The 21,422-nt window shown below is 46.4% G+C and carries 20 protein-coding genes and 1 riboswitch; of the genes, 6 read left to right on the top strand and 14 right to left on the bottom strand.

Annotation, left to right across the window (positions count from 1 at the left end; genetic code table 11):
• Positions 1 to 10: 10 nt before the first annotated feature.
• A complete protein-coding gene (gene lepB / locus J2T20_RS17360) occupies positions 11 to 628 on the bottom strand; it encodes a signal peptidase I (RefSeq protein WP_307590479.1) in 618 nt (205 codons plus the stop codon).
• Between the two features lie 191 nt (positions 629 to 819).
• The gene (locus J2T20_RS17355; RefSeq protein ID WP_307590477.1) at positions 820 to 1,239 is read right to left on the bottom strand and encodes a GNAT family N-acetyltransferase; all 420 of its coding nucleotides are present in this window, start codon (positions 1,237 to 1,239) and stop codon (positions 820 to 822) included.
• Between the two features lie 444 nt (positions 1,240 to 1,683).
• On the opposite strand from J2T20_RS17355, the gene J2T20_RS17350 reads away from it, so the two are divergent.
• On the top strand, positions 1,684 to 2,292 hold the full coding sequence (locus J2T20_RS17350) for a superoxide dismutase (protein WP_307590476.1): 609 nt from the start codon (positions 1,684 to 1,686) through the stop codon (positions 2,290 to 2,292).
• A 659-nt stretch (positions 2,293 to 2,951) separates the two neighbouring features.
• Here the strand turns inward: J2T20_RS17350 and mutY are convergent.
• Together mutY and acpS are read right to left on the bottom strand one after the other, a co-directional pair.
• Positions 2,952 to 4,334, bottom strand: coding sequence for an A/G-specific adenine glycosylase (gene mutY / locus J2T20_RS17345; RefSeq protein ID WP_307590474.1), 1,383 nt, complete (start codon positions 4,332 to 4,334; stop codon positions 2,952 to 2,954).
• 68 nt (positions 4,335 to 4,402) lie between these two features.
• Complete coding sequence (gene acpS, locus J2T20_RS17340; protein WP_307590473.1) at positions 4,403 to 4,798, bottom strand: holo-ACP synthase; 396 nt, start codon at positions 4,796 to 4,798, stop codon at positions 4,403 to 4,405.
• Positions 4,799 to 4,999: 201 nt separating this feature from the next.
• On the opposite strand from acpS, the gene J2T20_RS17335 reads away from it, so the two are divergent.
• On the top strand, positions 5,000 to 5,815 hold the full coding sequence (locus tag J2T20_RS17335) for an alpha/beta hydrolase family protein (protein WP_307590471.1): 816 nt from the start codon (positions 5,000 to 5,002) through the stop codon (positions 5,813 to 5,815).
• A gap of 120 nt (positions 5,816 to 5,935) precedes the next feature.
• On the opposite strand, the gene nadE is transcribed toward J2T20_RS17335, so the two are convergent.
• The 3 genes from nadE to J2T20_RS17320 form a co-directional block, all read right to left on the bottom strand.
• Entirely contained in the window at positions 5,936 to 6,745 is an 810-nt protein-coding gene (gene nadE, locus J2T20_RS17330; RefSeq protein ID WP_307590470.1) for an ammonia-dependent NAD(+) synthetase, read from the bottom strand.
• Between the two features lie 104 nt (positions 6,746 to 6,849).
• Positions 6,850 to 7,284 (bottom strand): BrxA/BrxB family bacilliredoxin, encoded by a 435-nt coding sequence (locus J2T20_RS17325; RefSeq protein ID WP_307590468.1) that lies wholly within the window; start codon positions 7,282 to 7,284, stop codon positions 6,850 to 6,852.
• A gap of 141 nt (positions 7,285 to 7,425) precedes the next feature.
• Entirely contained in the window at positions 7,426 to 8,814 is a 1,389-nt protein-coding gene (locus J2T20_RS17320; RefSeq protein WP_307590466.1) for a two-component system sensor histidine kinase NtrB, read from the bottom strand.
• A gap of 514 nt (positions 8,815 to 9,328) precedes the next feature.
• Here J2T20_RS17320 and J2T20_RS17315 point away from each other — a divergent pair.
• Entirely contained in the window at positions 9,329 to 10,594 is a 1,266-nt protein-coding gene (locus J2T20_RS17315) for an NAD(P)/FAD-dependent oxidoreductase (protein ID WP_307590464.1), read from the top strand.
• 74 nt (positions 10,595 to 10,668) lie between these two features.
• On the opposite strand, the gene J2T20_RS17310 is transcribed toward J2T20_RS17315, so the two are convergent.
• The 5 genes from J2T20_RS17310 to J2T20_RS17290 all read right to left on the bottom strand — a co-directional run bounded on the left by J2T20_RS17310 (position 10,669) and on the right by J2T20_RS17290 (position 15,903).
• Positions 10,669 to 11,559 (bottom strand): anti-sigma factor, encoded by an 891-nt coding sequence (locus tag J2T20_RS17310; protein ID WP_307590462.1) that lies wholly within the window; start codon positions 11,557 to 11,559, stop codon positions 10,669 to 10,671.
• The gene (locus tag J2T20_RS17305) at positions 11,552 to 12,133 is read right to left on the bottom strand and encodes an RNA polymerase sigma factor (RefSeq protein ID WP_307590460.1); all 582 of its coding nucleotides are present in this window, start codon (positions 12,131 to 12,133) and stop codon (positions 11,552 to 11,554) included. Before J2T20_RS17305 ends, J2T20_RS17310 begins: the two co-directional genes overlap by 8 nt.
• A gap of 92 nt (positions 12,134 to 12,225) precedes the next feature.
• Entirely contained in the window at positions 12,226 to 13,479 is a 1,254-nt protein-coding gene (locus J2T20_RS17300) for an ABC transporter permease (protein WP_307590458.1), read from the bottom strand.
• Entirely contained in the window at positions 13,476 to 14,234 is a 759-nt protein-coding gene (locus J2T20_RS17295; RefSeq protein WP_307590457.1) for an ABC transporter ATP-binding protein, read from the bottom strand. Before J2T20_RS17295 ends, J2T20_RS17300 begins: the two co-directional genes overlap by 4 nt.
• Positions 14,235 to 14,592: 358 nt before the next feature.
• On the bottom strand, positions 14,593 to 15,903 hold the full coding sequence (locus J2T20_RS17290) for an MFS transporter (protein WP_307590455.1): 1,311 nt from the start codon (positions 15,901 to 15,903) through the stop codon (positions 14,593 to 14,595).
• A 350-nt stretch (positions 15,904 to 16,253) separates the two neighbouring features.
• Here J2T20_RS17290 and J2T20_RS17285 point away from each other — a divergent pair, with 350 nt between their 5' ends.
• The 3 genes from J2T20_RS17285 (at position 16,254) to J2T20_RS17275 (ending at position 19,270) form a co-directional block, all read left to right on the top strand.
• A complete protein-coding gene (locus J2T20_RS17285) occupies positions 16,254 to 16,721 on the top strand; it encodes a MarR family winged helix-turn-helix transcriptional regulator (protein WP_036650483.1) in 468 nt (155 codons plus the stop codon).
• A 203-nt stretch (positions 16,722 to 16,924) separates the two neighbouring features.
• A riboswitch (cyclic di-GMP riboswitch) is annotated at positions 16,925 to 17,008 on the top strand.
• Between the two features lie 158 nt (positions 17,009 to 17,166).
• Positions 17,167 to 18,213 carry a GGDEF domain-containing protein gene (locus J2T20_RS17280; RefSeq protein ID WP_307590454.1) on the top strand — a complete coding sequence of 349 codons (1,047 nt, stop codon included), beginning with the start codon at positions 17,167 to 17,169 and terminating at the stop codon, positions 18,211 to 18,213.
• Positions 18,191 to 19,270, top strand: a complete 1,080-nt coding sequence (locus J2T20_RS17275) for a GGDEF domain-containing protein (protein WP_307590452.1) — start codon at positions 18,191 to 18,193, stop codon at positions 19,268 to 19,270. The genes J2T20_RS17280 and J2T20_RS17275 overlap by 23 nt, the downstream gene beginning before the upstream one ends.
• A 14-nt stretch (positions 19,271 to 19,284) precedes the next feature.
• On the opposite strand, the gene J2T20_RS17270 is transcribed toward J2T20_RS17275, so the two are convergent.
• Together J2T20_RS17270 and J2T20_RS17265 are read right to left on the bottom strand one after the other, a co-directional pair.
• On the bottom strand, positions 19,285 to 20,778 hold the full coding sequence (locus J2T20_RS17270; RefSeq protein ID WP_307590451.1) for an MDR family MFS transporter: 1,494 nt from the start codon (positions 20,776 to 20,778) through the stop codon (positions 19,285 to 19,287).
• 16 nt (positions 20,779 to 20,794) lie between these two features.
• Entirely contained in the window at positions 20,795 to 21,358 is a 564-nt protein-coding gene (locus tag J2T20_RS17265) for a GNAT family N-acetyltransferase (protein ID WP_307590449.1), read from the bottom strand.
• Positions 21,359 to 21,422 lie beyond the last annotated feature (64 nt).

The raw sequence follows: 21,422 nt of genomic DNA, 5'->3' as shown, positions 1-21,422 counted from the left end.
TAGTAATAATCTATAATGCATTTAATTTTGAGAATGGCCACCATATAAAGGCAGCTCTTCCCACAATAATATCCTTCGTAACAAAACCAAAATACCGGCTATCCTTGCTTGCACCTGCGTGTCGGTTATCGCCCATGATGAAAAAACTGTCCGCATCAATGGTTATAGGAGCAAAATCAGAATCCTGAATGGCCGTATCAATATACGGCTCCACCTTAACTTTCCCGTTAACATACAATAGGTGATCCCGAACCTCTACCACATCTCCAGGTATGCCGATCACTCTTTTCACCAGATACTCTTTCCGGTTCATTCCAGTACTGGGATCGTGCAGAACAATGATATCCCCTCGCTTGGGGTTCGCGAACGACAGCGTAATTTTATTGATGAACAACTTCTCGCCTTCCCATAACGTAGGCTGCATGGACTGACCTTTAACCGTAGATATATTAAATACAAATATATTAAGCAAGGACATGATGACAAACACCACAAGCGCGGTTAGTATCCAGTCTTTAAGTTCCACTATCCATCGCTTCCCTTGTGAGGACTGTGATCTTTTATTTCGGGATGGCTTATATTTCTGCTGTCGGCTGCGCAGGTATTCTTCTTCAAGATTGTCGCTCATATTTCACCCTCTAGTCCCATTAATCAAAACAATCGTATAACAACCGCATAACAATAGAAAAGCATATCTTCCAGCCATTTGCAACGGCTCACCAGAAGATATGCTTAATATAATGGAACAGACTATTCAGTCTCTATCGATCTCTATACTTTAAAATGATTTCGCTTACGCACGGCACAGCAACAATATGCTTACCCAACAATGCTTAGCTTCCGTACAGACTTGAAGATTTGATTCTCATCATACCCCATTGCTTCATACAACGGTAGAGCGGCGGCATTATGCTCGTCGACAGCTACAAAAATACCTTTGACTTTACGAGCCTGAAAACGATTCTCCATGGCTGTTACGAGGCTTCTACCGATTCCTCTGCGGCGAAAATCGGGGTGGACGGCGATACGGAAATAACAACCGTGATTCTGCTCAATCGTACCAATTAACGTACCTACAATCTCTCCTTCTTCTTCTGCAACTACGATGAGATCAGAATCCCATGAAAGCTGTCTGGAGAAAGGCTCCATTGTACTCGCGAAACATTCTTCGGATAATGCGGTCTGCAGCAGTTCAGTCACTGGACTAACGTCGCTTAATTGAAAGGAACGAACGTGCATTCTTTAAAATCTCCCTTTTCTATGGCTTATAATTTTACAAAAAGAAGGATTTCCCATAACAATGTGGAGACGAAAAAAGCATCAAAAAACGAGGAATACCTGCTTTTAAATCTATTAAAGCATACTTTTCTCGTGATATCACGACTTTTCTTATGAAAGCGCTTGATATTAAGCGTTTACATTATATTGCTAGAAATGATTTCTATATAAGGTAAAAAAGTTGCATAAATAATTGTAAAACAGGATATCCTTCAGTGTTAACACTGCCTTTACAAATGAAATCAAACCTTTCTTTCAGTCACACTTTTTAAACACAATAGTTTGTTTAATGTTGCAATATTGTTCCAGATACGGTTTAATGATAGTAGTCAGATGGGTACATATCCAATAGGTTATATTGGAAATAACCTTAAAAATTCAACTAAACTCAGGAGGGATTTTTCCATGGCATTTCAATTACCATCACTTCCTTATCCGAACAACGCTCTCGAACCGCACATCGATGCATTAACGATGGAGATTCATCACGACAGACACCATAACGCATATGTGACTAACCTGAACGCCGCACTGGAAAAGGCACCCGAATTGCAAGACAAAAGCATTGAAGAACTTCTTACAGACCTAAACGCAGTACCGGAAGCTATCCGTACCGCAGTTCGCAATAACGGTGGCGGACACGCTAACCACACCCTTTTCTGGGAAGTTATCGGACCGAACGGCGGCGGTGCACCTACTGGCGCATTGGCGGCAGCAATTGATAGTGAGCTGGGCGGCTTTGACAAATTCAAGGAAGATTTCGGCACAGCAGCTACCACACGCTTCGGCAGTGGCTGGGCTTGGCTCGTAATCAAAGACGGCAAGTTGGCTGTAACAAGCACTCCTAACCAGGACAACCCAATCAGCGATGGTGCAACGCCGCTTCTTGGACTGGATGTATGGGAGCATGCTTACTACCTGAACTACCAAAACAAACGTCCTGATTATATCAAGGCGTTCTGGAACGTAGTGAACTGGGAAGAAGTAGGCAAACGTTACGAAAGCTCCAAATAAGGTAACTTTTAATTAAATGACGATGCCTCCAGTCCATTTGGCTTGGGGGCTTCTTTTGTAGAGGAATTTCCAACAACTCCGCATATGGGCAACTGAACGCTACGTGACATTCCCATATACAAAAACTCCGTAACCCAGAAGGGGCACGGAGTTTTTTTGGTATATTTCTACTTTACGGGGAGTCAGGAATACAACTTGCTCCACCTCCTGCCCCAACTTCCTGCTTCTATCTCCTGCCCCAACCTCCTGCTCCCATATTGATTTGTTGGATAAGTGGACGCGCTGGAGCGTTTTGATTACTGCTAGCTGGATCCATATATGCGCTGTATAGCTAGGTTGCTGGTACGCTGAATTATTGATTTGTTGGATATGATGGGTTGTGCTGGCGCGTTTGATTGAGCTGTATAGATAGGTTGCTGATTTCACGAGATGAATGTTACTTAATTGCACTTTGTACACTTATTCGTCTTCCATTTCCTCAAATGTTCAAGATAGTTGCAGTTTATACATCTATAAATGAGGATTAGGCGCTTTTAGGCAGCATTCAGTGGATTTAAGTGTACTAAGCACAACTATTTTGGGGATTGAGTGGGAAATATGGGATTTAATTGCACATTGTGCAACTATATTAATAAGCCGATAAGCACTTTACGTTAAAGCTACTCTTTTCTTCCCTCTTGTTCATCAAAGTAACTATTCAGCAGCTTCAGAAAAACATTCGGGAATGCATAACGCGCCATATCTTCACGGTTAATCCAGCGTACGGCCCCCCTGTCTTCCGGATTCTCTGTTCCATCAGCAAAGACTTCTACCTCTAGGGGGACGATGCTATCGGTCATGAGTACACTTTCCAAGTCTGCACCACGGGACAGAGCCATCCCGGCCTCGCCTACATCAAACGAGGCTGTCCCTGCGCCATTGGCATCGGCGCCATCTAGAGAATATGCGGTCACCGCCGCTGCGGCTTCCGCCCGGTACACCGTCAGGCCTTCTGCCGCCAATGACATTGGCAGCGGCAGCCCCTCCTCCTCCCTGCAGCGATACACCTGCAGGGTCCAAACAATATGGCTGAATGTATGCTCAGCAGCCATCCAGTGCTCTGAAGGCCGGGCAGAGATCCCGGCCTTCACCAGGGACCGGCGCAGCCGGTCCTGCGCCGCGGCATCGGCCAGCCGCGCGCCTGGAGCGGCGCCTTCCGCAGACGGCGCCGGCCAATGCGGCAGCTCCCACATGCGGGCTAAAAGCCCGCTCGATGGCCGCTGCCGGATGAGCACTCGGCCCGCGTGGGCACCGCGGCCCTCGATCAGGGCCGCAAGCCGCTCCTCCGGGCGCGGCGGCTTGGCCTTGGTCTTGACGGGCAGCGAGGTCTCGCAGCCCGCAAGCCGCCCGGCGCAATGCTCCATCACCGGGCAGGTAAGACATCTCGGCGATTTCGGCGTGCAGACGAGCGCCCCAAGCTCCATCAGCGCCTGGTTGAAGTGTGAAGCCGCTCCCTCCGGGATCAGCTCGGCTGCCAGGCGCTCCATTTTGATTCGGGTGGGGCCCTTGGCGATATCATCCTCCATTAGAAAGTACCGGGACAGGACTCGCATAACGTTACCGTCCACTGCCGGCTCAGGTCGGTTGAAGGCTATGCTGAGAATGGCTCCTGCGGTGTAGGGGCCTACTCCCTTAAGACTAAATACGGCATCCCGATCATTAGGAACGTTCCCGCCGTACTGCTCTTTCACCTGTCTGGCCGCATGCTGTAAATTACGGGCGCGGGAATAATAACCCAACCCCTCCCAGCACTTGAGCACATCCTCTTCCGGAGCGTCTGCCAGTGCCTCTACCGTAGGGAAACGTTCAATAAAACGGTGGAAATACGGAATGACCGTATCCACTCTCGTCTGCTGAAGCATGATTTCCGACACCCAAATATAATAAGGGTTACGATGACGGCGCCATGGCAAATCCCGCTTCTGCTGATGGTACCATTCCAGCAAATGATGGCTGAAAAATAACTTGGACTCCTGCTGTTCCTGATGCTCTTGCTGTGTCATAATTACTCTCCTAGCCCCTTCCCTATTCACCGTAACGCTTCTTCTTCCGAAACGACAGCGTTCTATTGTTACGACTGCTGCTCCACTACGGCAAAAGCTGAAGCCAAGCGTCGTTCATGTGTTATTGTAAGATGAATCTTATAGTTCCACCCTTCCGGAAGCTTCAATCTAGACCAAGCCTCTGAGGATAACAGCACTTCGGGCTTGCCAAATACGTCCGGCATAATCTCAATATCTGTGAACCCAAGTGTACTCCCGATCCCGCAGCCTAGAGCCTTAACAATCGCTTCCTTCGCCGAGAAACGACCTGCTACATACTCCGGCAGCTTCCGTCCGCGGCAGTGACTAAGTTCTATCTCCCGAGCAGTGAGTATGCGTTCTATAAATTTATCCCTCAGGCGTCCATCCATAAGCGCTGAGATTCGTTCAATTTCCAGTACGTCATGTCCTATTCCGTAAATCAAACCTGCACACCCCTTAAGAACATATATTCCCTTAACTTTTTTGGAAAATGGTATAATAGGACCATAAAAATTGTAGTCTTTCAAGATACTTTCTGCTATCTTAAAAGAAAACGCCGTGGAAGTCTATCTTGCACCTATAACAGGATGGTTAATACAAATATATCAGTAAATGTACGACTATGTATGAGAGGGGAACCTTAGATGCACCGCAATTTTGAAATACCTGCCGGAGCGGATGCTGTCCTACGCTGTTCGCATTTCCCTGCACACAACAAAGCCAAGAGCCTTATCGTTATTGCGCACGGTTATAAAGGGTTCAAAGACTGGGGAATGTTCCCACACGCCGCTGCCTCCCTAAGCCGGGAACACGAGGTCATATCCTTCAACTTCTCACACGCCGGAATCGGAGAAGATCTCGAAACCTTCACCGAGCTTGAGAAATTCGCGCGCAACACCTATCACCGTGAACTGAAGGATTTGGAAGTTCTGCTGTCCTATCTCAGCCAACATCCGAAGTTCGGCGGGCTCCCCCTATTTTTGCTGGGACATAGTCGCGGAGCCGGCGATTGTCTTATTTACGCGCTTGATCATCCCGATGAGATATCTGGAGTTATCTCATGGAATGGTATAACTGACTTGGATTTGTTCACCGAAGAACAGAAACGGGATATGAGAGAAAAGGGTCGTGCCTTTGTTCTTAACGGCCGTACCGGCCAGCAAATGCCACTCGATAACCTCATTCTGGAGGATCTTGAGGCTCAGCAGGAGCGTTATAATATCCTCAAACGGATGAAAGCCTCCACCTTTCCTGCTGTCCTTATTCAGGGAAGTCTGGATGGCTCACATCTACGACAGGGATCGGAGCAGCTAATATCCGTAAGACCGGATATTAACTGGATTCAAATTCCCGGGGGCAATCACACCTTCAATTCAGTCCATCCTTTTGCGGGTACAACTCCCCAATTGGAGCAGGCGATCGCTGAGACCGAAGATTTTATTGACCAGATCCTTCGTTAACGTACATTTTAATCATTTTAGCCCAACAGGGTATGGAATTATCAAAAACCGCCATGATTCTCTGCTCTCATTCGCAGATAAATCACAGCGGTTTTTTTAAACAAATAATCTTGTTATACTTTAAATTCCAGGAATTGCATTGCGCTTATGCGCTGTTCTTCGGTAATAGCTCTCCAGCTTCTCTGCCACTGCAGGGCTAACCTGCTTACCTTCCAGATAATCACTGTTATCATCATAAGTTATACCCAGTTCTGTCTCATCCGTTTGGCCCGGCCATAAGCCTGCTGTCGGCGCTTTGGTTACAATAATCTCCGGCACTCCAAGGTAAGCCGCCAACTGACGGACTTGACGCTTATTGAGGGAAGTCAAAGGTGTAATATCGACGGCACCGTCACCCCATTTGGTGTAAAAACCGGTTATCGCCTCAGAAGCATGATCCGTTCCCACAACCAGTAAATTGTTCTCAAAAGAAAGAGCGTACTGCATCACCATACGTGTTCTCGCTTTAACGTTTCCTTTGCCCTGATGAGTAATATGCCGATGTTGACCCAGTGCTTTTAGGCCGTGCTCAACCTCAAGCGCGATTTCATTTACAGCTTCCTCAATGTTAGTCTCTACCGTATGTGTCAGTCCAAAGGCTTTGGCTACAGCGTAGCTATGCTCAATATCCTCTTGAACACCATAGGGCTGGAAGACACCGAGTGTGATGAACTCTTTGCCTTCCTGTTCGGATAACTCGTCCGTTGCACGTTTGCACAGCCCCGTAGCCACCGCACTATCCACACCGCCGCTGATGGCAATCAGCAAGCCTTTTGCCCCAGCTTGCAGTATGTACGACTTTAAAAATTCAACCCGTCTTTGCACTTCTGCCTCTACATCAATGCTAGGCTTCACACCTAGGGCAGCAATAATTTCTGCTTGCAGACTCACAAACCACACCCCGTTTCATTTTATTGCCTTATATTACAAGAAGAAACGGCTGCACCGTCTATATTAGACGGCGCCCGTTTCTAGGATTGTATAACTAAAGGTCATTATTGGCATATACGATTAAATACGTCCTTCAATTCCGCAGCAATTTCAGCGGCAGAACGATCCTCAACCCCATGGCGCTCAATGAAGTGTACCAATTCTCCATCCTTCATAAGGGCGATGGAAGGTGACGATGGCGGATAGGGAGCAAAAAACTCACGAGCTTTGGCCGTGGCTTCCTTTTCCTGGCCCGCAAATACGGTAAATAGATGATCCGGTGTAATTTCATTCTGCAAAGCCTGAGCTACACCTGGGCGACATTGTCCAGCAGCACAGCCGCATACTGAGTTCACTACCACAAGCGCTGTTCCCTTTACAGTCGGGAGAGCAGCCTCTACTTCTTCTGGAGTTAGCAACTCCTGAAACCCGATGCTTGTCAAATCATCACGCATAGGTTGAATTGAATCTCTCATGTATTGATTAAAAGACATGGACATTGTTTCTGCACTCTCCTTCATACTATTGTCAGCTAACTTAACAGCAGCACTTACTAACTTTATTATACATCCATACTCTGTGAAAGCAAGAGTGTGGCATAGCCTGGACACCCCCTATATAATAAGACAAACAGCTGAAACTCATTCAGCAATAGCGAATATTGGAGCTTCGTCCGTCTCGCAAGGAAAGGATACAATGAATTCGGTACCAACTCCCTGTTGGGATTGAACAGTTATTTTTCCATGATGCCGTTCGACAATGTTCAGACAAAGCGGAAGACCAAGGCCCGTTCCTTGACTCTTTGTTGTAAAAAAAGGCACAAACAGCTTTTCTCTTTCGATTTCAGAAATACCGTTTCCCGTATCTCTTATAATTAGTTCTACCCTGTCCCTGTCCGGTGTAATCCTCGTTTCCAGAGTCAGCACTCCTTTGGAGCCCATAGCTTCCATACCGTTACGTCCCAAATTAAGGATCAGTTGTTTCATTTCCCTTACATTGAGCTGCAGCAAAGGCATTGAGGGATCAAGCTTCAGTTCAACTATCTGCCCTCTAAGATTGGCGTCAGCCCATAGAAGAGGACTGAGATCCTCTATAATACCATGTAACAGGACCCTTTCTTTGACTGATATACGACTCTGCGCCAAAGACAAGAAATCATTAATAATGCTATTCGCCCGATCCAATTCTTCCATAACGATGTGGTAATATGAATGAAGATTATCCGGACTCTTCTCCCGCATAAGCTGTAGAAATCCGCGTACAACTGCCATTGGATTGCGAATTTCGTGTGTGATACCGGCAGCCATTTGCCCCACCAATGTTAACCGTTCAACATTATCCAGTTCATTGCGCATATTCTCCTCTTCCGTCATATCCTGCACAACCAGCAACATGCCTTCAGGCAGCTGTGTACCCCTTTGTATCAGCGGTGACGAATAGATATGATAGGTACGAGAATTCCCGGACAGTTTGACAAATTCACGTTGCTTATAGAAAATACTATTTTTTATCCGCTGAACGATTTGTTTATCCTCAATGATATCTAGAAAATGATTAATATTCTGTTCCAATAACTCCGTCTTAGTAAGCAGCGGATAACGTCTTCGCACCAATTCCAGCATAAGCTCGTTAATCCCTGCAATGTTGCCATTCTCATCCAATGACATAATGCACAGGGGGACTACATTTGTAATTTGCTGGAGCTTATCTGACTCCCACTGAAACCTGCGGGTAATCCCTTCCATCTCCACTTTAATGTGAAACTTATCCCAAACTGTCTCTATAAAGAAGATAAGAGTCCCACCTAAGACGAAGGTGACAAATAGATAAATCGCTATTAACAGCGCGTTACTCGACTGGGGTTCGTAGAGCTCCTTGCCTTCGAATATTGGAACGAGCGTAATAAACAGCATGCTTGGAAAAAGAGCCATCCAGAGCAAGCCCATCTTCTCGATAACCGTACCTTTTTTAAATTGGGCGGACATGCCAAACAACAGCGGATATACTAATATCCCTGAATTCAGCAGCAAGTTGTTAAACCCCAGAGACCCTGTGCTTAAAATATTACATAGTAAAAATAATGCAGCAATCGCTAGCCCTGATCGGTAACTTCCGTACAGAATGCCGATAAAGGCGGGTAAAATAGCTAAATTTAAATATATGTTTTCAAATAACGTCGTGGATAAAATAGAACAAAGTAAAATACTCAAAGCACAGCTCAAGACCAAAACAGATTGGTCATCTAGGAATTTGCCGTCTCTTCGCGTCATGTAACTCTGATCCAGTCTCCAATGAAATAGAACCACAAATAAGCATGCAGCCGATATTTGCAACAAAATCTCCTTAACTACCTCAAAAATAGAAATCACACCCCGAGTTGGACAAATTACCCTATATGCTTAGATTAAAACATACAAGTAGCTATCTTACAATCATTATAAATAAGACCCAAGCACAGGACTGGTTACGCCCGATGCAGAAGTGGTATGATTCCGTTAGAAGAACACTGGGACTCAAGTTCCCTTAATGCAAAGGAGTAATAAAATGAGCAACTTCGATGTTGTCGTCATTGGCGGCGGGCCTTCTGGATTGATGGCCAGTGTGGCTGCAGCAGAGCATGGAGCATCCGTTCTGCTGGTGGATAAGGGATCAAAGCTGGGGCGGAAGCTGGGCATTTCCGGCGGTGGACGCTGCAATGTGACGAACGTCAAAGAGACCACGGAGCTGATCTCTCATATACCGGGTAATGGACGATTTTTGTACAGCGCCTTCGATCATTTTAATAACCAGGATATCATCGCTTTTTTCGAGAATCTGGGTATTGCTTTAAAAGAAGAGGATAACGGACGGATGTTTCCTGTCACCGATAAAGCATCAAGCGTCGTCTCCGCATTAGTCAACAAGGTACGGAGTCTGGGCGTGCAGATTTTAACGGACAGTCCGGTGAGGGAAATTCTCTACAAAGAGAATGCTGTTGAAGGCATACTCCTCACATCGGGCAAGAAACTGACATCTCCTGCAGTAATTATCGCCACCGGCGGGAAATCCGTTCCTCAAACTGGCTCTACAGGGGACGGTTATCCTTGGGCTGAACAAGCTGGACACACCATCACAGAGCTGTATCCGACAGAGGTACCGATTATTTCACGGGAAGAATGGATTAAATCCGGAGAGCTTCAGGGATTATCCTTGCGAGATGTTACGCTCGCTGTATGGAATCCCAAAGGTAAAAAGGTGATTGCTCATCGCGGGGATATGATCTTCACCCATTTCGGGCTGTCCGGTCCGATTGCACTGCGATGCAGCCAGTTCCTGCGCCAAGTTCAGAAAAAGACAGGTAGTGATGCCGTGGAAATGTCCCTCGATTTGTTCCCGGACCTCAATCTTCATGAGATGGAGTCTCAACTGCAGGACAAGCTGGAGCTGGAGCCGAAGAAGGCGATACGCAACGCTCTGAAAGGATTGATTCCGGAGAGAATGATTCCCCTGCTGCTTGCTAAAGCCGAATTGGACGGAGATATTACAGGACATCACTTCCCTAAAAGTGGAATTACAGCATTAGCCGGGATATTGAAACGGCTACCGATTACCGTTCATGGTACCCGTTCTTTAGCGGAAGCCTTTGTTACCGGGGGCGGTGTCAATCTGAAGGAAATTGATCCGGGATCGATGGAATCCAAGTTTATGCCGGGCCTATTCTTCTGTGGAGAGGTGCTTGATATTCACGGTTACACTGGCGGTTATAATATAACTGCCGCCTTTTCAACAGGATATACGGCAGGCAAGCATGCGGCTGAATTACACAGCTGATCGTAGGTTGTGTTGCCCCTAAAAAAAGAGCGTACGGAACTTACTCCGTACGCTCTTTTTTGGTTTAATAATATCTAACCCTCGATTTCAGCGGCTAGTATCATACGTCCGCGCGGCTGTTCGCCTTGTCCATCAGGCTCCAGCGTAATGGCTACCGTATCATACTCCTTCGGATCGAAGGTGTAATACATGACTCCGGTACCTTTTGAAGTCAGGAAGGTTCCGGCGCTTTTTTTGATATCACCTTTCATGAGCCATACCTGAAATGCCTCACTTCCGCTTAATTCAGGCAGCTTCTCGGCTTGGACAAGAAGATGTGTCCCCTTCGAGTCAATAACAATGGTTGCCAGTCCGCGGGCTACAATGTCCTCGGCAGCCGGATCTAGAACTACTGCTTTGTTAACTTTGAGTTCACGGGAGGGGGAGTTTACCAGCGCAATTTGCTTCTGTAATCCCTCACGGTTCTGTTCAGACACCGCAAGCTCCTTACGCAATCCGCTCATATCCTGATGCAGTACCGTAGCATACATAGCTAATACTGCTGCTGTTGCTGCCAAAGCGGCACACAAGATACGAAGCCGAATATTTCTTTTGGTTGGAACAGGATAACGCTTGGCCGAAAACTCAGGAACAGCTGGTGCAGGCAGTGAAGATACTATCGGCTCCGCTGCTATTGGAGGTTTCAAGGCGTTATCTTTATCTTTAGCGTTATCTGATGAGTCACCCGGTTTTCCATCCACAGCTAATATCCGTCCCAACACTCGTTTTTTCATACCTTCAGGTGGAGGGACTTCAAATGCAGCCAATGGCAGCACGTCAATAATTTTTTTCAATTCTCCCACCTGCTCCCGGCAGTCTGCGCATTCAGATAGATGGTTTTCAAACTGCTGAATATCATCTTCGTTCAGGCCCCCGAGGGCATAAATTTCCGCCCATTCACAGTATTCATTCTGCGCTTTATCCATGATAACCTTCCCTCCTTCCCTCAATCATTAACGACTTTCTCATCTGCTTCAGGGCCAGGCGCACACGACTTTTGACCGTTCCAAGAGGAATATTGTAGCGTGCGGATACTTCCTGTTGGGTCATGCCCCCATAATAAATTGAATCAATGACCTGTTGTTGATCCCGACTAAGTCCATCCAGAATCTCACGGACTCGCTGCCCTTGGCTTCTCATTTCTATCTGCAACGCCGTATCGGCTAAATCATCGGCTACCGCATGCAGCGCATCGGTCTCCACAGGTATGCCTCTATCTCTTACCGATTTACGCCTCAGCATGTCCACAGCTATATTGCGGGTAACCGCGAACATCCAGGTCGTCAGTTTGCCTTGAGAAGCCTCATAACGTTCACTGTGTGTCCAGACCCTCAGAAAAAGCTCCTGTACCACCTCTTCGGCAACCATGGAATCCTGCACAATTCTAGAAGCGAAGGAATATACGATTTTCTCATATCGGTCATATAGACGTTCCAGCGCCGCAGGGTCCTTGTCTCCAATCTGCATCATTAAATCTCTGTCATCCAGAGCATCTGTCATAAGGGAACCCCTCTCATTAATCTCCCTTTATATATAACCTTCGCGGGAAAGTTTGAAGAGGATTACTTTTCATTGCAAAAAATTTCAAAATTCTATCTGGCTAAACGAATCGCACCGAATATCCTGGAAACCATGATCCCTGCTGCCGCACCGATAGGGATAAATAGCACCAGTCCCCACCAACCGTATATCGAAAAACACACTACTGCGGAACTAAGAACGGCAAAAGGCATCAACAGAATAGGTACTGCTCTTGAACCCGCTTCAGCTTTTTGTTCTTTCGTAAAAGGTAATATTCCGATGTAATCATCTCCTATAAATAAGGACCAGAAGAGGAACAGCCAATAGGTCATCAGTGACAACAAGACGATAAATATGATCCACTTCAGAAATGCCGGAACGATTAAGATCGCTACGAGAGACACGCCGGTAAACGACAAGTACAGCTTCAAATGCGCGGGATTACGTATAAGTGCTTTGATTGCAGCAGCTGAAAGTCTGCTCTCCGGAAGCTTGGAGGACAATAACGGCTGTGATTTACGGAATATCCACGGCTTATAGCGTGTCGGGCGCGGCTTATCAAGAACACCCCGCAGCAGTAAACCGGCGATTCTCATACGCTGCTTATAATCCTCTCGAACATCATTCATGAAGGTTCCACGCAAGCGCACCCTATATCGAATAGAGAACAAGGTCGCTAACGCAAAAAGTGCGGCAGTAATCCACATAAGTATAGGATAGGTGTCCCCAAGCTGGGCTACTCGAAAATAAATGCTGCAGGGCAGAGCAACTGCCGGAACTTGCCACAGCCACCGGCGCCACCCTTGACGCTGCACTCTTACAATATGCCCGAGCAGCTTAACGCACCAACTGCAAGCTAGAGTTAGGATTAGCAGCGAAAGGGCCGCATCCCAAGTCAATCCGTAACCGCGGATAATAAAAGGCAGCATCAGCGCATACACAGCCGCTATTTTGAGTGAGGTGACTGCCAGACTATAGATAATACCCCGACTTATAATATTATTGATCCAATTCTGCCGCTGCCTTAAAAACAGCAAATCACCCTCCTGCAGCAGAAGCACCATCCCTCCCGTACCTATCACGATTACCAGTAAAGCAGGCATTAGCATAAAAGGTACTACTGAAGTCCAGTTTGGGAGTTCATTGTTCCAGTATCCGTAGTACAGGCGGCCCCCGAGCAGACCTCCCGGGATAATAATATAGAGCAGAACCGTCCAGTCAGCAGCGGTGCGGATAATGGCGGATTGCTCTTTCCAGTGGGAAATCAGCCGCCGTAGAAACAGTCTTGCAGATGTAGGAAAAGCAAATGAGGCCTGTTTACTCATGTTAATTCGTCAAAGCAATCAAACAGCGACGCCTCCGGTAATCCGGCATAAGCGCGGATACCCTCCAGTGTACCGGAAGCAGCAACCTTGCCTCCGGAGATAAGCACGAAATTATCACATATTTTCTCAGCGGTATCCAGTACATGTGTTGACATTAGTACACCTGCTCCACGCTTACGCTCAGCCTCCAGCAGCCGCAAAAAGTCCTTAGTCGCACGGGGGTCCAACCCAATAAACGGCTCGTCCACGATATATACGTCAGGCTGTACCAGAAACCCGAGCATCAGCATCATTTTTTGCTTCATCCCTTTGGAGAATCCCGCCGGAAGATCATTGCGGACAGGCTCCATGCCAAACTGCTTAAGCAGCCGTTCAGCCGTTTCCTGAAATTGTGTATACTCCAGTCCGTAGGCGGCAGCTGCTAAATCCAGATGCTCCCACAACGTAAGATCCTCATAGAATACCGGCTGCTCCGGTACATAAGCGTAAGACTTATTTGAACCGCCCAGCTTCACTTTTGCTTTGGCATGCTTCAGCAGACCTAGAACCGTCTTGATCGTTGTGCTTTTGCCGGCACCATTGGGCCCTATCAAACCCAGCAGTTGTCCACTCCGAACCTGAAATGAAATATCGGATATACGTGGATCACCTGCTTCATATCCCGCCTCTTCAATATAAACGTCAAGTACAATAGATTGATCTGTTTCAGTAATCTCCGCAATTTCCGTCTCCAGGCCTGATTTTGTCTCTTCCATACTCCATCTCCTAAATGTTAATGGGTGGCATATGGTTTACATGCCACCTCTGTAATTCACTGTCTGATGAGCGGTATTATACATTGTATTTTGTATTAAGCATACCGCTATATATTTCAGAGTAGGATTGAAGCCGGTGTTCTGGTGGACGCTCCGCGAACGGACCGTTACTCCAATCGCTGTGCTCTCCAGATTTTATTTATTTTCCTAAGTGGTAAAAATCCGGAGACCAAGGCGACCGCTACCGCTTTTCCGCAATCGCTCCGTCCTCACCGCTACTTTCAGCGGAAAACATTACTAAAATCTTCTCTAATCCAGCCAGGATACAGTGCCCAGGTCGGTATATTGGTAAAGGAATTTACGATGCCGGCACTGCTTTCATACGGATAGTTGCCGCTTCATCTCTTTTCTCAATTTTAATACGAAGAACTAGAAGAGCTAATCCCAGTAATAGCGTCAGTATACCTGAGAGGAGGAAGGCAGATATTGGTCCGGATGCCGTCACTAAGGCTCCGCCAGCCACCGGTCCCATAATAACCGCCGCACTCGTTAAGCTGCCTACGGTGCCGAATACACGGCCTATGTAAGCCTCCGGCGTCCGCTGCTGCAGCATGGACTGAAAGGGTATGAACGCTAAGCCGGCACCCAATCCTGCCAGCATGAAGGAACCAAATAGAGCAACATTCATTAAGAGACCCGCCTGAACATATTGGGTAATGAGTGCAGCGCTTGCGAAGACCGCACCCATCAGAACTGCACCTGAACCCATGTAGATCAAAGGACGGGTTCCGCCTTTCCTTTTACTCACGAGCAATGCTGAGAACAATGTTCCTAATCCGCTGGCCCCTACACACCAGCCTAGCAGATCGCCGTTAATACCGGGGATTTCACGAAAGAGTGTCACGACCTGAGAATCGGCGATTTGCAGCACCAGCAGTACAGATACCAGCATGACGATGCCCGTAAGCACTGCCGGCATTCCAGCAATAATACGTAAACCGGCCGCCATTTCATGGCAAAAAGATTGCTGTTTTGGGGCTTTATCTGTACCTATATCCGGGTTCTCCAGCTTAAAAGCTCCCTTATGGGGCAGTCCCAGTAGAATTACCGCTGACATAAGATAGGTAACCGAATCAATGAGATAACACGCCGAGATGCCGAATCCGGCAACCAGTAATCCACCAAGTGCGGGTCCGATGATTTTGGTAATTTGCTCTATAGAAGAGCTGAGCGCAACGGCACTATCCATCTGCGCTTGAGGTACAAGTTCCTTGAGTTTACCGCTTTTGGCCGGAGAGAACAGAACATCCATAACCCCTTTAACCAACAGCAGGAGATAAACCTGCCATAGCAAATCTGCAAATATCAGACAGGCCACTATCCCGGCTCTAGCAAGATCGGAGCCGATCATAAGTGCCTTACGATTGAATCGATCACTTAGATACCCGGCGAACGGTCCTCCGACCAGCATGGGAATTGCCATGCATAATGATATGGCTGTAATCTCCCACGGTGTAGCCTCCCACTTCAATCCAACCATCGTTAAAAGTGCCAACAAATGCAGCCAGTCCCCTACATTGGATATTAGCTGCGCAGTGATTAACAGAACAAAGGGCCTGTTAGCCGATAGTTTCCCTTCCTTGGCTTGATGATCTTGAATTTCTTTCATTACAGTCTCACTCCCCTGTCTCCTAAATTCCTTATTTATCCATGTTAAAGCAGAGCAAGATACCCTTCATCCGTCCAGAGGCGTAAATACGACCTCTGCCAGAGGCTGAAATTACCCTGCGTTCAGGTGAGAAACATGGAAATCTTTAATTTTTTTATTACGGCAAAAAATTGTTTGATTTTTAATAATTAAAAGTGTGCTCATTGTGACAAATCACATGTTCTTCTTCCATTGTTTGACGTATTGTAAAGCTATAAATAGGTTCGCTGCACAGGTGACCCTTTCATTTCAGACTATAAACTACTAACCGTGCGACGAGATCACACGATTAAAGATAAGGGTGGAGAAGCATGATACAATCCTATGAACGCGATACTCAATTAACACTGCATTTGTACCGGGTTTTTGCCAAGTCTTTCAAAAGCATCAACGAGCATGCTGTTACCGGCAGCAAGATTGAAGGGTTCAATCCCACTGCTTTTGCCGTTATGGAAGTCCTCTATTACAAGGGACCCCAACCTATTCAACAGATTGGCGCCAAGCTTCTGCTGCAAAGCGGAAATGTTACCTATGTAATCGACAAGCTGGAGGAACGCGGATATCTGCAACGCAAGCCTTGTCCAAGTGACCGCCGTGTAATCTTTGCAGAATTAACTACTGAAGGCGAACGACTGATGAATGAGATGTATCCGAAATATTCGGAGCGCATCCACCTTGCCTTTAGCGGCCTAAGTGATGAAGAGAAGGAACAAATGATTATTCTGCTCAAAAAGATGGGCCTGCAGGCTGAGAAACTTTCTCCGCTTCCACGTAAATAGTAGATTAGAATTCAAAATAGCAAGTCTCCTAACACGAGGCTTGCTGTTTTTTTATTACGCAAGAAACTTTCGTGTTTTTTCGCAACTTAAACATAGATATTAGTCAAAGAGAAAAATATTAGGTCTAAATACCTTTATTTGTAGAACTATAGTATTGTATTTTTAGATGAAACAACCGATAATCTAAGTAGAACATACCAAAATAAAGAAAAGAGCAAACCCGTGGAAACACGGCGACGCAAAGCTACAGGGGCTACAGCGTAAAGCTATGCCAGCCAGTTACCTTTTGAGATCTCAGATCTCGAGGTGTGTTTTTTTATTTTTCCATACCACTCCCTTGCATGGCTTGATGATTTTAGAAAGTGAATAACCAAAAAAGCGGTGAGTCATGATGAATATAACCCCCCAGCACAATAACCAAAATTTAAACAGGTGCGTGCTTTATGTGTATTGGTTGATTGCCGGGCTTATCCTTCTAGCGGGATTGCTTTCTCAATCTGAAGCTATATTTCTCCCTAGTATTTTTACGGCAACAGCAGCATTTACGATATCTTTACTGCTCGCAGAGTTTGCTCTGCGGTATATCACAGCTAACATGGACTATATGCTCATCTCAATCGGGTTTGTGTTTGCCATCGTAGTTATGCTCACCTTTGGTTCTCAAATTAGCGGACTGTACATTGCATTAGACATTCCTATCATCGTTTCCATTCTTTATTTCAGCCGTTCAAGGCTTTGGTTCGGATCTGTTCTGTCATTGGGCTGTTATTTTATTATGTATAGTTTCGTTGAGCCGTTGCGGCAGCAAGTCAACCCTAATGACTTTGTTGCGATCATTGGAATGATTATAGGGACAAGTCTTATTGGACAAATGATTTTGCGTAAAGCGGAGGAGCTTAAAGCGGCCTTGGAACGTGCTGTACGTTCTGAAGTGGAAGCGTTCGCCGATTCCATTGCCGTAGAAAACCAATCGAAGTACGATCATTTGACTGGGCTTACAAATTACGTAACTTTTCAAGATTATGTGGTCTCCATTATTGAGCAGCATGAGCGTTATGGACTCCCGTTATGCCTGGCTGTCTTAGATCTTGATAATTTCAAGACCATCAACGATACGTTCGGGCATTATGAGGGGGACAGGGTATTGCGGGAAACGGCCAAGCTGTTGTTGGCTGCAATCTCCAGCGAAGATGTAGCAGTGCGTTACGGCGGAGAAGAATTTGTACTTATACTAACTGGTAAGACGATGGACGAAAGCCTGCAACTGCTTGAACAGATTCGTGTGCAAATATCGCAGCTCCGTTGGGATTCTATTGATAATCATAAAATAACAGTAAGTACGGGTATCGTTCAGTATCGAAAAGGTATGGGAAAGGAAGATTTATTTAGGTCTGCCGATTCTCTGATGTATGAAGCAAAGCGGCTGGGGAAAAACCGTATTCAATTCCTCCGGAATGGAGTGTCAAGTTATGATCCGAATATTTCAGAATAACTCTCAAATATTAAGTGATTGGAATTATAAAATAAGAACTGTGTATTGGCTAATCGGATTGTTAATATTCCTATCTTCCATCGGATCATGGCCTTTCGCTACTATGCAGGAACATTCTACTATCCAACACCTGTGGAAATACATTTTTGTTCAAAACGGCCTGGTAATCGGTATCCTACTGGTAGCTGAGCTTATCTACCATATGAATACACGATGGCAGGATTATGCAATCATTTCTATCGGTTCCGGGTTCGCTGCTTTGATTCACGGGATGGCGCCAATTCATGTTTCCGGTGTTCAAATTGTGGTAATCCTGCCTATTCTCACCTCCGCTCTTTACTTTGAATATCGAAAGGTGTTATTCGCCTGCGCCAGTACTCTGCTGCCATATCTAGCCATTATTACCTTTAATTCTACCTACCGATTTGATGTACAAAAGCCTGTTGGTTACGGCTTAATTCTGTTTACAACAATAGCAGCTCTCGGAATCGTATATCGCGGGCTCAAAATTATGAAATATGAAAAAGCAGCACTTATAAATGAAGAGAAATATCGGCTCCAGCAAAAAGCCAATGATGAAGCCTTGAGCAAGGATGCCTTGACAGGGCTTAACAATCATAGATGCTTTCAGGAACGTCTTCAGACAGCCGTGAATAGTGAACGTGACCAACCTCTTCACCTTGCCTTAATCGATATTGATAATTTCAAACAGGTGAATGATGATTATGGACATTTAACGGGTGATATTGTTATTCGTAGAATAGGTCAAATATTGAAAGGACTTACGAATTGCAATTGCTTCGCAGCCCGTTATGGTGGCGAGGAGTTCGCCGTCATTCTCAGCGGCCTGAATTCCGCACAGACTGAGGAATGGCTCGAAGAGCTGCGAACACGGACGGAGCAGACCGTAATTACCGAGCTCGGTAATCAGAACATCACAGTTAGTATAGGCTGTCATCTCTTGGAAGAGAATGAGGACAATAACTTCTTATTCTGCCAAGCGGATGCTGCACTGTATCGGGCTAAACGCAACGGGAAAAACCAAGTAGCGTGGTAGGCACCAGCAAGAACCTACCTTGAAATATCCTGTATGGAAGGTACCGTACTGCGCAGTCCCCAGGAAATCAGCAAAGAGAGCAGTGCAATAACGGCCATAACGATAAACAACAAATGAAGCCCACCCTCCAAAGCGTAATGCAGGCTTCTTCCAACAGCCGTCGGCAGACTGCTACCTTCCTGCGGGTTCAGGAGCTTGTTGATATCTTCACCAGTCACTTGGGATCCAGGCTGATTCTTCAGCAGCCTATTTATGTTGAAATTCAGCCATGAACCAAATATAGCGACCCCCATTGTCTGTCCCAAAGACCTAGTGAATGTATTTAATGCTGTTGACGACCCCCGTAGTTCATGCCCGACTGAGGATTGAGCAATAATGGTAAAGACGGTGGAAACATATCCAAAACCTATACCGCAAATAAACATAAGACACAGCAAGAAAATCTGTGAGGAGCCTTCCGACATAAAAGTCAGACCCACAGCGCCGATTGAGATCATAGCCAAACCGAGCATAGCTGTTCTTCGGGACCCGGATCGCAGAATCATGCGTCCACCGGCAATCGAACCGAACATCCAGCCCACAGACATGGGAGCTAGAAGGAGCCCGGAGAGTGCCGCACTTTTACCTGAAACACCCTGGACCCATAGAGGCACGTATGTCGAGAGCCCGATAATTAATGTGCTAACGAGCAGGTTGGCCGCCGTAGAAACCGCAATATTACGAATTGAAAACAGTCCCAGCGGCAACATGGGCTCAGAGGCCCTGAGTTCTACTCTTAGAAACACTACCAGGAGAAGTACAGACGCTGACAATATCATTACTAACAGCGGAGATGACCAGGCAAGACTTTGTCCCCCGGTGGTTAACCCAAAGAGCAGTGCTCCCATACCTGAAGCAAACAACAATGCACCGGCTACATCAATTTTTGTCTTGCGGCGGACTTTATTTTCCTTCAAATAGCGGGATATAAATAGAATGGATAGAAGACCAAACGGTAAATTGAACACAAATACCCAGCGCCAGCTTAAATAATCCACCACATAACCACCCAGAAGCGGGCCTACGAGTGAAGAAATCCCCCAGACGGAGCTTAACATTCCCTGGGTTTTAGCCCTCTCTTGGATACTATAAATATCTCCGATAATGGTAAAGGTCATAGGAATAAGCGCGCCGGCGCCAAGCCCCTGAAGCACACGAAAAATAATCAGTTGTTCCATACTCTGTGATATCCCACACAGCAAGGATCCCAATAAAAAAACAATTGTACCGCCGATAAACACAGGTTTGCGACCGAAGAGATCACTGATTTTTCCGAATATAGGCGTTGTAATGGCCATGGCCAGCAAATAGGCCGTAAAAATCCAGCTTAGCCACTGCACTCCCTGAAAATCGCCTACAATCGCAGGTCCTGCGGGACCCGTAACCGTTCCTTCAATCGCGGCTAGAAAAGTAGCCAACAATACCCCAGTTAAGATAAGCTTACGTTCTTTTTCTCCCGGTGACGTCAAGATTCCAAATCCTCTCTCATAACATCCAATTCTGCCATCCGTCCGTGTTCAGCAGCGAATACATGGCCACATCCTGAAAGCCCGCTTCCGTATGACGATATTGGCGAAGTATCCCCTCCTGCCTAAATCCAAGCGCGGTAAAAAGCCTTACCGCACGTGCATTATCCGGACGACATATTACTTCTATCCGATTAAGCCCCATACTTTCAAAACCAAACTTCAGTAGGAGCCTCAGCGCCTCTCTCATATACCCGCAACCCCAAAACTCAGGTAGTAATTCACAGCCCAGCTCCCCTCGATAAGCACCCTCAAGCTGCCAGTTATTATAAGCGCAGCTCCCGATTACGGTACCCTCAGGCAAGACGATACTAAAGCGGAGGCTGTCATTCTCCTGAGCCATTTGCAATAACCTGACTATCAGTTCCCGAGTCTCGGAAACCGATGACAGCATGGGCGCCCCCAGCCAATAGGAAACCTCAGGATTAGACCAACAGTGAAATAACGCTTCCGCATCATCCACAGATATAGCCCTAAGCAACAATCTCTGTCCAGTCAATACAGGTACATGCCCATCGCCCAAATCAATCCGCCCCCTTTCATAACCCATCCATTATACATTAAAAACAGCGCTTGTACCGGGCAGT

Origin of the sequence: Paenibacillus wynnii (assembly GCF_030812855.1) — a bacterium.
Taxonomy (GTDB): Bacteria; Bacillota; Bacilli; order Paenibacillales; family Paenibacillaceae; genus Paenibacillus_AQ; species Paenibacillus_AQ wynnii_A.
Note: the sequence above shows the minus strand (reverse complement) of the source record. Positions and strands in the feature narration are given on the sequence as shown.

What these genes read in the sequence shown, in the direction of transcription:
- J2T20_RS17355 (WP_307590477.1), bottom strand. Translation starts at nt 1,239, where the DNA reads ATGCACGTTCGTTCCTTTCAATTAAGCGACGTTAGTCCAGTGACTGAA.
- J2T20_RS17285 (WP_036650483.1), top strand. Translation starts at nt 16,254, where the DNA reads ATGATACAATCCTATGAACGCGATACTCAATTAACACTGCATTTGTAC.
- J2T20_RS17300 (WP_307590458.1), bottom strand. Translation starts at nt 13,479, where the DNA reads ATGAGTAAACAGGCCTCATTTGCTTTTCCTACATCTGCAAGACTGTTT.
- J2T20_RS17335 (WP_307590471.1), top strand. Translation starts at nt 5,000, where the DNA reads ATGCACCGCAATTTTGAAATACCTGCCGGAGCGGATGCTGTCCTACGC.
- J2T20_RS17275 (WP_307590452.1), top strand. Translation starts at nt 18,191, where the DNA reads ATGATCCGAATATTTCAGAATAACTCTCAAATATTAAGTGATTGGAAT.
- J2T20_RS17290 (WP_307590455.1), bottom strand. Translation starts at nt 15,903, where the DNA reads ATGAAAGAAATTCAAGATCATCAAGCCAAGGAAGGGAAACTATCGGCT.
- lepB (WP_307590479.1), bottom strand. Translation starts at nt 628, where the DNA reads ATGAGCGACAATCTTGAAGAAGAATACCTGCGCAGCCGACAGCAGAAA.
- J2T20_RS17315 (WP_307590464.1), top strand. Translation starts at nt 9,329, where the DNA reads ATGAGCAACTTCGATGTTGTCGTCATTGGCGGCGGGCCTTCTGGATTG.
- mutY (WP_307590474.1), bottom strand. Translation starts at nt 4,334, where the DNA reads ATGACACAGCAAGAGCATCAGGAACAGCAGGAGTCCAAGTTATTTTTC.
- J2T20_RS17310 (WP_307590462.1), bottom strand. Translation starts at nt 11,559, where the DNA reads ATGGATAAAGCGCAGAATGAATACTGTGAATGGGCGGAAATTTATGCC.
- J2T20_RS17325 (WP_307590468.1), bottom strand. Translation starts at nt 7,284, where the DNA reads ATGTCCATGTCTTTTAATCAATACATGAGAGATTCAATTCAACCTATG.
- J2T20_RS17305 (WP_307590460.1), bottom strand. Translation starts at nt 12,133, where the DNA reads ATGACAGATGCTCTGGATGACAGAGATTTAATGATGCAGATTGGAGAC.
- J2T20_RS17350 (WP_307590476.1), top strand. Translation starts at nt 1,684, where the DNA reads ATGGCATTTCAATTACCATCACTTCCTTATCCGAACAACGCTCTCGAA.
- J2T20_RS17295 (WP_307590457.1), bottom strand. Translation starts at nt 14,234, where the DNA reads ATGGAAGAGACAAAATCAGGCCTGGAGACGGAAATTGCGGAGATTACT.